At 64.6% G+C, this 13,722-nt stretch carries 15 protein-coding genes; 2 read left to right on the top strand and 13 right to left on the bottom strand.

Annotation, left to right across the window (positions count from 1 at the left end; all coding sequences use genetic code 11):
- Positions 1 to 211: 211 nt before the first annotated feature.
- The 7 genes from groL to AC3ZI9_RS12275 form a co-directional block, all read right to left on the bottom strand.
- Complete coding sequence (groL, locus tag AC3ZI9_RS12245) at positions 212 to 1,819, bottom strand: chaperonin GroEL (protein ID WP_087000409.1); 1,608 nt, start codon at positions 1,817 to 1,819, stop codon at positions 212 to 214.
- A 64-nt stretch (positions 1,820 to 1,883) separates the two neighbouring features.
- A complete protein-coding gene (gene groES, locus AC3ZI9_RS12250) occupies positions 1,884 to 2,180 on the bottom strand; it encodes a co-chaperone GroES (RefSeq protein WP_087000407.1) in 297 nt (98 codons plus the stop codon).
- A gap of 168 nt (positions 2,181 to 2,348) precedes the next feature.
- On the bottom strand, positions 2,349 to 2,804 hold the full coding sequence (locus tag AC3ZI9_RS12255; RefSeq protein ID WP_489923631.1) for a hypothetical protein: 456 nt from the start codon (positions 2,802 to 2,804) through the stop codon (positions 2,349 to 2,351).
- Between the two features lie 125 nt (positions 2,805 to 2,929).
- Positions 2,930 to 3,904 (bottom strand): hypothetical protein, encoded by a 975-nt coding sequence (locus tag AC3ZI9_RS12260; protein ID WP_489923632.1) that lies wholly within the window; start codon positions 3,902 to 3,904, stop codon positions 2,930 to 2,932.
- Between the two features lie 322 nt (positions 3,905 to 4,226).
- On the bottom strand, positions 4,227 to 4,703 hold the full coding sequence (locus AC3ZI9_RS12265; RefSeq protein ID WP_489923633.1) for a hypothetical protein: 477 nt from the start codon (positions 4,701 to 4,703) through the stop codon (positions 4,227 to 4,229).
- A 93-nt stretch (positions 4,704 to 4,796) separates the two neighbouring features.
- Positions 4,797 to 5,717: a hypothetical protein gene (locus AC3ZI9_RS12270; protein WP_489923634.1), complete on the bottom strand. Its 921-nt coding sequence runs from the start codon at positions 5,715 to 5,717 to the stop codon at positions 4,797 to 4,799.
- A 36-nt stretch (positions 5,718 to 5,753) separates the two neighbouring features.
- On the bottom strand, positions 5,754 to 6,125 hold the full coding sequence (locus AC3ZI9_RS12275; RefSeq protein ID WP_096223353.1) for a hypothetical protein: 372 nt from the start codon (positions 6,123 to 6,125) through the stop codon (positions 5,754 to 5,756).
- Between the two features lie 486 nt (positions 6,126 to 6,611).
- Here AC3ZI9_RS12275 and AC3ZI9_RS12280 point away from each other — a divergent pair, with 486 nt between their 5' ends.
- Positions 6,612 to 7,856: a class I SAM-dependent methyltransferase gene (locus AC3ZI9_RS12280; RefSeq protein ID WP_441379817.1), complete on the top strand. Its 1,245-nt coding sequence runs from the start codon at positions 6,612 to 6,614 to the stop codon at positions 7,854 to 7,856.
- 76 nt (positions 7,857 to 7,932) lie between these two features.
- Complete coding sequence (locus AC3ZI9_RS12285; protein WP_489923635.1) at positions 7,933 to 9,075, top strand: glutamate--cysteine ligase; 1,143 nt, start codon at positions 7,933 to 7,935, stop codon at positions 9,073 to 9,075.
- An 8-nt stretch (positions 9,076 to 9,083) separates the two neighbouring features.
- Here the strand turns inward: AC3ZI9_RS12285 and tsaD are convergent, their stop codons facing one another.
- The 6 genes from tsaD to alr form a co-directional block, all read right to left on the bottom strand.
- Entirely contained in the window at positions 9,084 to 10,151 is a 1,068-nt protein-coding gene (gene tsaD / locus AC3ZI9_RS12290; RefSeq protein WP_489923636.1) for a tRNA (adenosine(37)-N6)-threonylcarbamoyltransferase complex transferase subunit TsaD, read from the bottom strand.
- 24 nt (positions 10,152 to 10,175) lie between these two features.
- Positions 10,176 to 10,622, bottom strand: a complete 447-nt coding sequence (rimI, locus tag AC3ZI9_RS12295) for a ribosomal protein S18-alanine N-acetyltransferase (protein WP_489923637.1) — start codon at positions 10,620 to 10,622, stop codon at positions 10,176 to 10,178.
- The gene (tsaB, locus tag AC3ZI9_RS12300; protein ID WP_489923638.1) at positions 10,619 to 11,329 is read right to left on the bottom strand and encodes a tRNA (adenosine(37)-N6)-threonylcarbamoyltransferase complex dimerization subunit type 1 TsaB; all 711 of its coding nucleotides are present in this window, start codon (positions 11,327 to 11,329) and stop codon (positions 10,619 to 10,621) included. Before tsaB ends, rimI begins: the two co-directional genes overlap by 4 nt.
- Positions 11,330 to 11,373: 44 nt before the next feature.
- Positions 11,374 to 11,871, bottom strand: coding sequence for a hypothetical protein (locus AC3ZI9_RS12305; protein ID WP_489923639.1), 498 nt, complete (start codon positions 11,869 to 11,871; stop codon positions 11,374 to 11,376).
- Positions 11,872 to 11,950: 79 nt separating this feature from the next.
- Positions 11,951 to 12,499 (bottom strand): tRNA (adenosine(37)-N6)-threonylcarbamoyltransferase complex ATPase subunit type 1 TsaE, encoded by a 549-nt coding sequence (tsaE, locus tag AC3ZI9_RS12310; RefSeq protein ID WP_489923640.1) that lies wholly within the window; start codon positions 12,497 to 12,499, stop codon positions 11,951 to 11,953.
- Positions 12,492 to 13,694, bottom strand: coding sequence for an alanine racemase (alr, locus tag AC3ZI9_RS12315; RefSeq protein ID WP_441379813.1), 1,203 nt, complete (start codon positions 13,692 to 13,694; stop codon positions 12,492 to 12,494). Before alr ends, tsaE begins: the two co-directional genes overlap by 8 nt.
- Between the last annotated feature and the right edge of the window lie 28 nt (positions 13,695 to 13,722).

A 13,722-nucleotide genomic window follows, 5' to 3' on the forward strand; every position in this document is an offset into this window, starting at 1 on the left:
CGCCTTCCTGTGGCTGGTACCTAACATCCGCCGGGGTCCGCCCCTGCCCGGCGTCCACCACTCTAGCAGCCCACCGTTACCGAACTGTTACAGGACGGGTGGGTCCAACCGAGGGCCACCACTGCTCAGGCGGCACAGCCCACCCCCGTTAACGCAGGAGACCCTCCCACCGCAGTTGATGCGGGGAGAGGGTCCTGCGTCGCGTGACGACCTAGTGCTGATGGCCGTCGCTGTCGTCGTCTTCCTGCTTATCGGCGACCAGGGTCTCGGTCGTGAGCACCAGGGCGGCGATCGAAGCGGCGTTCTGAAGTGCTGAACGCGTCACCTTCACCGGGTCGATGACACCGGCTGCCAGCAGGTCCTCGTACTCACCGGACTTGGCGTTGAAGCCCGAGTTCACCGCCGACTCGGAGACGTGGTTCGCCACGACGTAGCCATCGAAGCCTGCGTTCTGGGCGATCCAGCGCAGCGGCTGGACCAGTGCACGGCGGACGATGCCCACCGCAGCAGCGGCGTCGCCTTCGAGGGCGGTCACGTTCGGGTCGGTGTCCAGCACGGAGAGCGCGTCGACCAGGGCGGTACCGCCACCGGCGACAATGCCTTCCTGGATCGCTGCACGCGTGGCGGAGACGGCGTCTTCGATGCGGTGCTTGCGTTCCTTGAGCTCAACCTCGGTGGCTGCGCCGACGCGGATCACGCCGATACCGCCGGAGAGCTTGGCCAGACGCTCCTGGAGCTTTTCCTTGTCCCACTCGGAATCGGTGCGGCCGATTTCGGCCTTGAGCTGGGCCACGCGATCATCGACATCCGCGGTGTCGCCGTTGCCGTCGACAATCGTGGTGTTGTCCTTGGTGACCGTGATGCGGCGGGCGGAACCGAGAACCTCGGTACCGACCTGGTCCAGCTTCAGTCCGAGGTCCTGGGACACGACCTGGGCACCGGTGAGGATCGCGATGTCCTGCATCATGGCCTTGCGGCGATCGCCGAAGCCCGGGGCCTTGATGGCCACGACGCTCAGCGTGCCACGCAGCTTGTTGACCACCAGCGTGGACAGGGCTTCGCCCTCAACGTCCTCGGCAATGATGAACAGCGGCTTATTGGCCTGCAGGACCTTCTCCAGCAGCGGCAGGAAGTCCTGCACGGCGGAGATCTTGCCGGAGTGAATCAGGATCATGGCGTCTTCGAGGACGGCTTCCTGACGTTCCGGGTCGGTCACGAAATGCGGGGACAGGTAGCCCTTGTCGAACTGCATGCCCTCGGTGATGGTCATTTCGGTCGAGGTCGTGTTCGATTCCTCGATCGTGATGACACCTTCGGCGCCGACCGTGCCGAACGCCTTGGCCAGCAGCTCGCCAATTTCGTCGTCCTGGGCGGAGATCGCGGCCACGTTGGCCACGTCCTCGCCTTCAACGGGGCGGGCGTTCTCTGCCAGACGGGCCGTCACGGCCTGGACCGAGGCCTCGATGCCACGCTTGATCTCGCCCGGCGCAGCGCCGGCCGCGACGTTGCGCAACCCTTCCTTGACCAGTGCCTGAGCGAGCACCGTGGCGGTGGTGGTTCCGTCACCGGCGACATCGTTGGTCTTGGTGGCGACCTCCTTGGCGAGCTGGGCTCCGAGATTCTCGTAGGAATCGTCAAGCTCGATCTCGCGGGCGATGGTCACGCCGTCATTGGTGATCGTGGGGGCTCCCCACTTCTTGTCCAGGACCACGTTGCGGCCGCGCGGGCCGATCGTGACCTTGACGGTATCGGCCAGCTTATTGATGCCGGCCTCGAGCGCCTTGCGGGCGTCGTCGTTGAATGAAAGCTGCTTTGCCATGTTGCTACTCCTTGCTCACCGCGTGAAGCCCCGGCCGCTGGGGCCGGGGCTTCACGCTCGGGAACTACTTGACGACGATGGCCAGAACGTCGCGGGCGGAGAGGACGAGGTACTCGGCGCCGCCGACCTTGACCTCGGTGCCGCCGTACTTCGAGTAGATGACGACGTCGCCCTCGGCGACGTCGACGGGAACGCGGTTGCCGTTGTCGTCAACGCGACCCGGGCCCACTGCCACGACCTTGCCCTCCTGGGGCTTTTCCTTGGCGGTGTCAGGGATGACCAGGCCGGAAGCCGTGGTCTGTTCTGCCTCGAGCGGCTGAACAACGATGCGATCCTCGAGAGGCTTGATGGAGACCGACATGCGGATCTCTCCTTTGCGTGAGTTACCAATGGTTACGGGGCCGTTGGGGTGTACCAACCGTCGTCGCGGTGCCAGCTGGCAAGTACCTCAGGCTTTAGCACCCGATGTCTTCGAGTGCTAATACAGACTCTATGAGGTCGCTGGCACTCGGTCAAGGCGAGTGCCAAATCAGACGCTGTGAGCAGCCTTGCCGCGCTGGATGCCCCAGACCCCGATGCCCATGCCGATGAGGCAAAGCAGAAGGACCGAGATGAATCCCCCGACCGGTAAGGACAACAGTTCCCTCGCCGTGCTCGCCTCGATACCGGAGCCGAAGTATTCGCCTCCGCCGCGGAGATAGGAGCCGGTCAATACTGCTTGGATGCCCCAGGCCGCGATGAGAGACAGTCCGGCCACCACGCCGATGGACAAAGCTGCATAGAGGACGACCCGGAATCCGAGAGCCGAACCACGGGGCCAGATGGCCTCCCCCGCGTCGACGTCTCCGGCTGCCAGGGCTTCCGGGAAGCTGTCCAGAAGTCCGTCACCGGTTTCAGGGAGGCCCTCAGCTGCCTTCCCGTCCCCCGGGATCGAAGTAGCCGGGGCACCTGGTGAGGGGGTGGGGAATTCATCGGCGGGGTTCATGATCCAACGGTACCTGCCACCGACTTTGCGCGCGCCCCCCGGCTCTTCATTGACATTCCGCGGTGCGGGCGCGGAAATCCCCGCCAAGGTCACCGTGAAGTACACCGCCGTAACCCTCGATGAAGCTAGTGAAGTTGAAGAGCCAGCCCGATCTCCTGGCTCATGGTTTTCCAGACATGTGCCGATGGCGTTGCTTGGACCATCATGGTCCCTTCCGGGGAGCGGCCAATCGCAAAGTGTCCGGCACTCCCGGCATTAAGCCACGCTCGTTCCATGTCCAGATCCGGCATCCTAAAGCGCCACACGAACCAAGATTGGGCCCATGCTCGCTCCAAAGCGCGATCCGCTCCCGCAGGCGGGGCGCCGGAACCTTCAAGCCTGTTTTCAAAGGCCGCCATGGGAACTTGGTCGACGCTTCCCGGCACGCTCCACGCGGGCCCCAGACCGGCCCAGGCAGCGATGACACCCGGCAGGCTCCCCTCACGGATCACGTCCAGGCGTGCAGCCCCCGGCGGGACGGCGTTTTCCGTCTCACCGAGCACCAGCTGCGCATGCGAGGGCCGCGAGGCGACCAGCACGCCGCCTCCCCCTGCCCAAGCATCAAGCTGGGTGGTTTGGGTACCGTACTGGCCTTCGACGACAAACCGTCGTCGAGCCGAATTCAGGGGAACCGACAACAGCTCGAAGGCGCGGGTGAAGGCGCCGTCCGGCTCCATGAGTCCTACGGCCACTAGTTCGGCGCACTCCCCGGCCGCGGCCATCATCTGCATCTTCCCCAGCCGACGCTGCCCGGCATGGTCCATGACCAAACGGAAGGCCGCATCAGTCAACACGGGGCCTGCCGGTCGATACGGCTGGATCCGGCAGACCCGGTCCACGGCTTCGGCACGGATCCCCGAGGCTTCCTGGAGGTACGGGTCCAGCGGCGGTTCACGCATGGGTTCGGGCATCGATCCATCGGCTACTGCATCATCGATGATCGCCCCAGCAAGGATCTCGGCGAACAGCGGGGCAATGTCCTCCTGTTGTTCCACGGTGTAATGCGCAGCGATTTCTACGGCGTTCGCTCCGGCGAAACACAACCAACGGTCAATCAGCACCGTGTGTTCGTTGGTGGAGAAGGTGAATAATTGACCACGCGCAGGCCGACCAGCCACCTCCCCGCGATCGTGTGCGATGCAATGGGAGCCTGGTATCCCACCCAATATTCCGGCGAGTGACTGCGCGCCCAGCGCCGGAAGCGAACCAGAGGTGGGCCGGCTGCGCACGACGATGTTCGGACGGAACGTATCTGGAGAGACCTCGGGATAGGCCAACACCATCGTGTCGGCTTCCCCCGCACGCCTGACCCACTCCGGTGGGCAGGGCAGGCCAACGGTCTGGTGAACTTCCCTGGGCCACCCCCTGTCGGGATGTCGGAGCTCATCGGCTCTCCCCATCGTCATCCGGTTTCGCGCCCCGGGGCCCGCCCTGTCCCCCGTTGTGGTGCCGGGCAGCGACGCCGAGACGGCCATAGAGTGCACCACCAGGCGCGAGTGCCTGAGAGAGCCGATCCTCGCCTGCTCGTATTCTTCTGCGGGTTTCCTTGATCCAGGCCGGAAGCATGAAGGAAGGGAGCCAGAACACGGCGATGATGCCCACGACCAGACTCGGAAACAACAGGAAGAAATGGGCCAGCTGAAGCAAGGGTGGCGCATACCCCAGGACTAGGGGCCCCACGCCGATCATCATGAAGGCCACCCCGAGATACAAGGAAGCCAGCCCCGGCCAGCCGGGCATCAACGAGCCCTTGAGCATCAGCCAGGCTTGGCATCGGCCACGATAGGCCAGTATCCCGGCGATGAAATTCACCAGACCGAACGCGAAGGACACCCACGGGGCCAGTTGTTCTGCCGTCATGTGCGGCCTCCTTGTCGTTCGCCACGCCGGTCGGCAACGTGGCCGGTCCGCGCTCGAGTTCCTGGCTGCCCGCATCCACAGACGGGCTACAAACTATCCGAACACTGAATTCCACGCGTCGCTGACCTGATCGCCTGCGTCCCCCAGGAGATCCTTGCCACCATCCCAGGCGGCTTGGGCGATGTCCTTGATTCCATCGCCGATTCCGGATTCGTTCAAGACCCAGCTGAGGCCGATGCCGACGCCGAAACCGATCACCGTGCCCACGGGGCCACCCATCGCAGTGCCGATCGCAGCGCCCGCCAACCCGGCACCAATGTCCAGGCCAACCTGGACCGTTCCCTGAACACCAGCCATTTCTCGGGCGCGGGCTGAAATTTCGTCCTGGGTCCAATCAGGGTGGTCGGTGACCAGCTCGGCCTCGGCCTGATCGTACTCGTCCTTATCGGTGAGTCCTATCGTGGCAACGGTGGCAATCGGCCCGGCCACGCGCAGGGCCTTGGTGAGTTTGCCACCATTGCGCATCGCATCGTCGAAGTCGAGGATCCGTCCCTTCACGTCCCAGAAACGAGGCCCACCCTGGGTATAGAGGGTGGAATGGGTATCGACCCGGTTCTTGTACCAATCAAAGCGCTCATAGGCCCACTGGTTGATGGGAGTCCGCATGCCGGTCCACGCCTTCTTGGTCCCGGTATGCTCAACGTCCTGGATTTCTACCCGTGACCCCACCTGTTCTGGTCCAGTGATGAATGGTGCCCGAATGATATCGCCGTCGACGTCGACTACCCAATCGGCGCTCGGAGCAGTAGTGCTGTAATCCCACAAGGGAACCTCGACCGCAGTGGAAACCGTGTAGTTATAGACCACCGAGTCGAAAGTCGCCCAGGCGGCCATGGTGACGTAGTCACCCGAGCCCAATTCCGGTTTCAACAGCCCGGCGTTTTCAATGGCCTGTCCATCGATGCCTTCCAGCGTGGAGGAACAGTTCTCTGCCGCCTTGACCAAGTCCCCCACGAGGATATTGACGCATTCCTGAACCAGGTCCGTCGTCTAGATGCCCGCGGTAACCTCCGTGCCCGCGGCCACGAGTTCATCGTGTTCGGAGATACGCAGACGGGCCTCCGTCTTGCGGATTTCCAGCTCGCGGATCTTCGACGCGAAGTCCTGCGTGGCATCCTTGACGAGAGACGTGGCACCCTTGACTGCCGCACCGTGGGTCGTGATCAGGTCGAACAACTCTCTGACCTTTTCCTGCGCCGTCTCGGGTTTCGTGGTGAACCCCGGGTACAAGCCTTTCCACGCCGTCTCGCAATCCTCGACCTTTTCGCAGAGGTCTTTGCCCTTCTTGGCGAGAGCCGAAGCAGCAGAGTCGATAACTGCGGGCTCCGGCCAGTCCTCAAGCCCCGTCGCGTCAATGACCATACCTGTTCCTCCACGGTCAGTGCGTCGTCGATTTCCACAACAACACTCTGCTGCATTGAGGTTTGTGCACTGTCCATCATCGTGGCATCGCCCTGTTCGAAGGCCTGTACCGATTCCTCCATGCCGGTGACCGCATCTTCGTCGCTTCCATCAGGTCTTCCATCGTCCCCAAAAGTGCTTCGCGCTGAGAATCCAGGTCCTCCCGTTCGCTTCTGACTTGTCGCAACGCGCCGCGCACCGTCGCCGGGACAATCGCGTACCCGTGCACACCGCTCGTCTGCCTCTGCCCCGCTACTCGTGATACCGGCAACCATCCGAGTTTTCAGCCGGTCCCCGAACTTCCTCACCCACCAAGATATCCGCGCCCCTGCAGCCACGCCATGGGCAGAACTCCCCATGGCGGGCACCAAGCACAGTTGACTCCTCGACCCAACTACCCTTCTTGAAGGCGATCGGACGAGCCAACCGGCGACTAGGCTGGTTCCCATGCCATCCCCCGCGCCTGCCTCGGAAAATCTTGCCGCCATCCTCTCCCCCGAGGGTTTTGGCCTGCTCAACTCCCTTCCCGTCGACGCGGCGACCACCGACCAAGAGGCGTTGGAACTGAACCTGCGCTTGCGCAAGGAGGGGCACGAGGCCGAACTGGTCACCGCCGTCGTCCACCAGGCCCGACTCCGCGCCCAGGGAACCAGCAAGCTCGGCCCGTTCGCCGAGCACATGATCTTCACCCGCGCCGGACTCGAACAGGCCACCCGGCTCAATATCGCCGCCCTGCATGCCCAACGGTTCGTCGGTGCCGGATTCTCCAAGGTGGCCGACCTCGGTTGCGGGCTGGGCGTCGATTCCATGGCCATGGCCTCCCTGGAACTAGACGTCACCGCCGTCGAACTCGATGAGACAACCGCCGCGGCGGCCACCGTGAACCTCATGCCCTGGCCCAATGCCCGCGTGGTCAACACGGATGCCACCACCTTCGACCTGGAAGGCTTCGACGCCGTCTGGTTGGATCCGGCACGGCGCACCACCTCGTCGTCGGGCACCTCCCGGCTCTTCGACCCCGAAGCGTTCAGCCCACCGTTGTCCCATGTCGAAGCATTGGCGGACAGCGGGCTGCCCGTCGGGGTGAAGCTCGGTCCCGGGATCCCCCATGAGTCGCTCCCGGCCAACTGCGAAGCCCAATGGGTTTCGGTTAACGGCGATGTCACCGAAGTCGCGCTGTGGTTCGGCCCGCTGGCCCGGGCAGGAGTCCGTCGAGCCGCCTTGGTCGTGGGCACTGCGGGTTCCCACGAGCTGACCTCCTCCACGGACCACGACGCCGGGGCCTCACTGCGCGGTGAGGTTCCCGTCGGCGACATCGGAGGCTACCTCTACGAACCCGATGGGGCGGTCATCAGGGCCGGACTGGTGGCCGAGGCACTTCAGCAGGTCGGCGGCCACCTGGTGGACCCGCATATTGCCTACTTCTGCGCTCCCGAACATATACAGACCCCCTTTGCCCGGGCCTACGAAGTGCTACGTGTCCACCCCTATAACGTCAAGGCGCTGCGCATGTGGGCAAAGTCCGAAGGGATCGGCATATTGGACATCAAGAAACGCGGGCTCGATGTCGCACCGGAGGAACTACGCAAGATGCTGTTGGCCGGCGTGGGGAAGAAAGCCAAACGCCGGGCGACGCTGGTCCTCACTCGGATCGGCGATCGCCGTGTGGCCATCGAGGTCACACCGCTGTGAGCTGGTTGTCCCCAGCGGCCGGTCCCCCACAGCTAGACTGAGCCGGTACTCATACCCACCGACGTCAGGAACGCGGATGCAGATCGATTTCGCCGACTCCCGGCAATCAACGCTCGGCGTCGAGTGGGAAGTTGCGCTCGTGGACCACGAGAGTGGGGATCTGCGATCGGTAGCCCAACAGGTGTTGGAGGGCATTCATGCTGCCCATGGCGGGTTGGATCCCGATGAGGAGCACCCGCATGTGAAGCAGGAGCTGCTGTTGAACACGGTCGAGATCGTGACCGGAGTCTGTGAAACGGTCAGCGAGGCCAAGACCCAGCTCCACGAGAACCTCGGGGTCATCCGCAAGGTCACCGATCCCCTGGGAATCGACCTCTATAGCGCCGGCTCCCACCCCTTCGCCTCCCCCAAGCTGCAGCCGGTCACCGACCAGGAGCGCTACGCCAAGCTCATTGATCGCACCCAGTGGTGGGGCCAGCAGATGGTGATCTACGGGGTGCATGTCCACGTCGGCCTGGATCGTCGGCAGAAGGCTCTACCCGTGGTCGATGGCCTGATCAACTACCAGCCCCACTTCCAAGCCCTTTCGGCCTCCAGCCCGTTCTGGGGCGGGGAAGACACCGGCTACGCTTCCCACCGGGCCTTGATGTTCCAGCAGTTGCCCACGGCGGGGCTGCCCTACCATTTCGAGACCTGGTCGCAATTCGAAGGCTACGTCGCTGACATGCTGCACACCGGTGTCATCGACGACATCTCCGAAATCCGCTGGGATGTCCGCCCGGTCCCCCGGTTCGGAACCGTGGAGATGCGGATCTGCGACGGTTTGTCCTCGCTGCAGGACATCGGCGCCATTGCGGCCCTCACCCAGTGCCTGGTGGATGACATGTCCACCACTTTGGACCACGGCGGCAGCATCGACGTGATGCCGCCCTGGCATCGCACGGAAAATAAGTGGCGGGCCGCCCGCTATGGCATGGACGCGATCATCATCCTCAATGCCGCCGGTGATGAAATGCTGGTCACCGACCACCTGATGCGAGAGCTGAACCGGTTGGAGCCGGTGGCCCGCAAACTGGGGTGCAGTGATGAACTCGCCGACGTCGAACGCATCATCCGAGGTGGAGCCGGCTACCAGTGGCAACGCAAGATCGCTGCCGCCAATTCAGGGGACCTGCGCGCCGTGGTGAAGGACAACATCGCCAGAATGCACATCGCCTGAGCAGCGGGCTACAGGCTGATGGCCGATACCGGTTGGCCGGAATCGGCGGAGAATTCCAGACCGGTGGGCTCGACCCCCTCCATCACCAGTTGTGAGGCCAGCGCCGCCACCATCGCCCCGTTGTCGGTGCATAACCCGATCCGCGGAACCCTCAAAGTAATGCCGGCAGAGGTGCACCGGGCGGCAAGTAGTTCACGCAGGCGCGAGTTCGCCGCGACGCCACCACCGAGCAGGAGGTTGTCCAGCCCGTGTTCGGTGCAGGCCATGATGGCTTTTTTGGTCACCACGTCGACCACCGCTTCCTGGAAGGAGGCGGCGATGTCCGCCACCGGGAGTTCTTCGCCGCGGGCCCGGTATTGTTCCACGCAACGGGCCACCGCTGTTTTGAGTCCCGAGAACGAAAAGTCGTAGCGGTGCTTTCCCGGGGATTCGGGGGTACCGGTGAATTTCGGCAGCGAAAGCCCGCGGGGGAAGCGGATGGCTTTCGGGTCGCCCTCACGGGCGATCTTGTCGATAACAGGTCCGCCCGGATAGCCCAACCCCAGGAGTCGGGCCACCTTGTCGTACGCTTCGCCGGCAGCATCATCGATGGTGGCCCCGAGCAGCTCCACATCGGAGGCCAGCGAATTCACCCGCAGGATCTCGGTATGTCCCCCGGAGACCAGCAAGGCACCCAGCCGGTCGGGCAGAGCCCCGCCGTCGAGCACCCCCACCCCCACATGGGCTACCAAATGGTTGATGGCATACAGCGGTTTTCCCGAGGCCAGGGCCAAGGCTTTTGCTGCGGCCACTCCGACCATGAGCGCCCCGGAGAGACCGGGGCCCGAGGTGACGGCGAGCGCGTCGACGTCGGCCAGGCGCACGCCGGCAGTGGAGAGGGCTTCCTCCAGTGTCGGTACGAAGGCTTCCAGGTGGGCCCGGGAGGCAATTTCGGGGATGACTCCCCCGAAGCGGACGTGTTCGTCCATGGAGGAGGAGACCGTGTTGGCCAGTAGTTCGGTGCCTCGGACGATCCCGATACCGGTCTCGTCGCAGGAGGATTCAATGCCCAGAACCAGGGGTGCCGCGGAAGTCATGGCTCCAGTTTAGTGCTGTCCGGGTCAGCTGCCGGCCAGCCCCAGTTTCATGATCCTGGCGTCCACACCGCCGGGATAGTATCCGCGCCGGGTGTGGATGTGCTCGAACCCTAGATGTTCGTAGAGTCCCTGGGCGCGAGGATTATCGGCACGCACCTCCAACAGGACATCTTTCGCTCCACGTTCGGTGGCCTCGGAGATGAGTCCACGCAGCAGCGTGGATCCGATCCCGCGCCCCTCGTAGACGGGAAGGACGGCAATGGTCTGGATATCGGCCAAGGGCAGCACGCACATCATGCCGCAGTAAGCCACAATTCGCCCTTCCTCCTCCGCCACCCAGTAGCGTCGGGTTCCGGTCTGTCCCAACTCCTCGTGGAACATGCGCAACGGCCAGGCGTCCTCGGGGAAGAGCTCTAGTTCCATCTCCCACACGGCCGGGATATCTGCTTCGGTCATCTCGCGGAACTTCATGAGGCCGGGGTCCCCTTCATCTGCCGGGGCACCTTGGCATCGGATTCGCGCAGGTACAACGGGGTGGTGGACAGCAGCTCCTGGCCCCGGCCCAGGACCCGGATGGCCCAGGCGCCCAACGAGGCTGCCGCGGGCCGGCGTTCGGCGAAGCCAGGTTCCACCCTCGCCCCGATGGCTTCCAACCGTTCCGCATACAGCCCGGCTCCGGCACCGTGCATCGGCAGTGCCGGCAGGGTCTCCGCGGTTCCGACCTGTGGCCCATCAACCAGTTCGCCAGCTGCTGTGTAACGGGCCCAATACAGTTCCTTGCGCCGGGCGTCGATGGCGACACAGAATCCGCCGTCACCTGATGCGGCGCGGCCCCCACGTTCCCTCTCGGACATCACGTCCCAGGCGATCGCGTCCAGACTCATGACCCCGTGGACGGGTATTCCCCAGACGAAACCCAGGGTGCGGGCGGTGGCAATGCCCACACGCAACCCCGTGAAGGGCCCGGGGCCGACCCCGACGACGATGCCATCCAGTTCGGTGCCAGCAATCCCCGCCTCGGTCAGCAAGGAGTCGATGCCGGGGGCCAGGACCTCGGAGTGGGTGTTCGTTTCCGTGGTTTCGAAGGAGGCGAGCACCTCGGAGGGACGGTCGGTGGAAGGTTGCGAGAGCACTGCCGCGGAGGCAGCTGCGGACGTATCTATGGCCAGAATGAGCACCGGTCCATCGTATGCCGGTCCGGCCCCACGTGTCAGCCGGGCTCTCAGGCGGCCCACACCATCCGCTCTTCCAGTGCATCGAAGTCGGCGATGAAGTGGCTGAAATGATCCAGCGTGCAGGTCGCCGCAATTTCCAGTGTGGTCGCCCCGGCGTCGATGACCCACCGCCGGGTGAACAGGGCCACCCCGCGATGCCTGTGGGTGAGATCCATCCTCCACGCCTGCTGGCCGGCCATGGTGGAGGCGGTCTCCTCGATGATGTGCAGCCCCTCGATCCCCTCCAGCAGGTCCCGGGAGGGGTATTCGACGGCGATGATCGTGCTGGGCAGTGCCGTGGATTCGGGGCGTCGGGAATCGAGCTCCCTGCTGATCGAGTCCAGGATGTCCAGCCCGTGGACGGTGACCGGCACAGCGTCGCTGCCCACGAACAGTTGGGTGTGTTCCGGTGGCGGCGGGGCTCCGGTATGAAAAGCCAGAAAGCGGCATCCTGCGGTATCGATCTGCTGCCAGCCCGCTGGCAGCTGCGCGCTGACCTTCAACATTTCCGTCCGGCTTCCATCCGATCCACCCTAGGGCGGCGGCCCGGAACCCGCGATGGGGAGAACTCCCCATCCGGTGGCTTCAGAAAAGTCGGTGGTCCGCCCACCGGGGCCCGAAGGCGGCAATGGTCAGGGTCCGCGGATCCTCGTCCTCTGTTTCGGAGTAGTCCAGCACGAGTTCGCCGCCCGGTTCGGCCATGGTTTCGCCGGTGGCACGCAGCAGGGCGATCTCCAGGCGTGAGTCGCTGAGCTGCTCGGCTTTACCGGCGCCCCATTCGATCACGGTGACCGCCGATTCCAGGCTCTGGTCCAGGTCCAAGTCGTCGAGTTCGGCGGCCGTTCCGAGGCGGTAGGCGTCCACGTGGACCAGATCGGGGCCGCCACGGGTGGAGGGGTGGATCCGTGAGAGCACAAAGGTCGGCGAAATGATCCCTGACCGCACCCCCAAACCGGCACCCAGTCCTTGGGTGAACGTCGTTTTCCCGGCACCGAGTTCACCGTTGAGCAGGATCAGGTCCCCGGCTTCCAGCTGTTCTCCCACGCTGGCTGCCAGTTCCTGGGTCGCCGTCGCCGACTGGGCGGTCAGCTCGACGGTCCAGACCGGGAGGGCCCCCACTGCCGGTTCAGCCATCGGCTGGCCCCCATGAGCCCTCAACGTAGACCCGCGGGACGCGTTGGGAGACCCGAGTGACGATCTCGTAGTTGATGGTGCCCGCCGCGGTGGCCCAGGCATCGGCTGCTGGCCCGTCACCGCCGAACAGGACAGCTTCGGTTCCCACCAGGGATTCAGGATCCTCGAGGGGACCCAGGTCAACAACGAACTGGTCCATGGCGATCCTGCCGCGGCTGGGTAAGACTCGTCCGTCCACCAGCACCGGCGCCTCCACCGCTGAACGCGGTACCCCGTCACCGTAACCGAGCGGGATGAGCCCCAGCGTCGTGGCTTCCCCCGTGCGGTAGGTCAGCCCGTAGGACACCCCCTGGCCCTTCGGCACCTTCTTCACATTCGTCACCCGGGCGACCAAACGCATGGCAGGGCGCAACCCCAACTCAGCCGAACTCTGGTCAGCGAAGGGGCTCAGCCCGTACATGCCCAAGCCCAGGCGGACCAGGTCGAAGTGCGCATCCGGACGAGACAGAATGGCCGGGGTGTTCGCCGCATGCCTGACCTCGAGGTCGAAACCTGCGTCTTCGGCCAGGCTGACGGCCTCACGGAAGGCCGCCAGTTGTTCATCGGTCTCTTCGCGGTCAGGTTCATCGGCAACGGCCAGGTGGGTGAAGACCCCCACCACGCGCAGTAAGCCGTCCTCCTGGTAGGCATTCGCGGCGCCGAGTAGTTCATCCCAGCGGTCCGGCGGGCAACCGTTGCGGCCCAGACCGGTATCGATTTTCAGGTGCACCCGGGCGGGCAGCTCGGCCTGTTGGGCTGCCGCAGCGATATATTCCAGTTCCCAGCCGCTGGAAACTCCCAGGTCGATATTGGCGGTGATGGCTTCGGCGAACGGGGAGTCGATGGTGTGCAGCCACGCCAACAGCGGCGCCGTCACGCCGGCAGCGCGGATGGGTAGCGCCTCACTGATGTGGGCGGCCCCGATCCACCCGGCTCCTGCCTGCAGGGCAGCCTGGACGACGGGGATCGTTCCGTGGCCGTAGGCATCGGCTTTCACCACCGCCATCACGGTGGCCGGCGCCGCCAATTCGATCACCCGCTTGACGTTGTCTCGGATGGCCGAGAGGTCGATTTCGGCGCGGCGTTCGAAGCCGGGGGCAGTCCCGGGACTTCCGGCAACGCCGGGCCCGGTGAGGGGGTCAAGGTTCGCAGTCACGGTTCCATTCTCGCACTTGGCCTGCGGC

Source organism: Arthrobacter sp. AOP36-F1-5, from assembly GCF_058137995.1.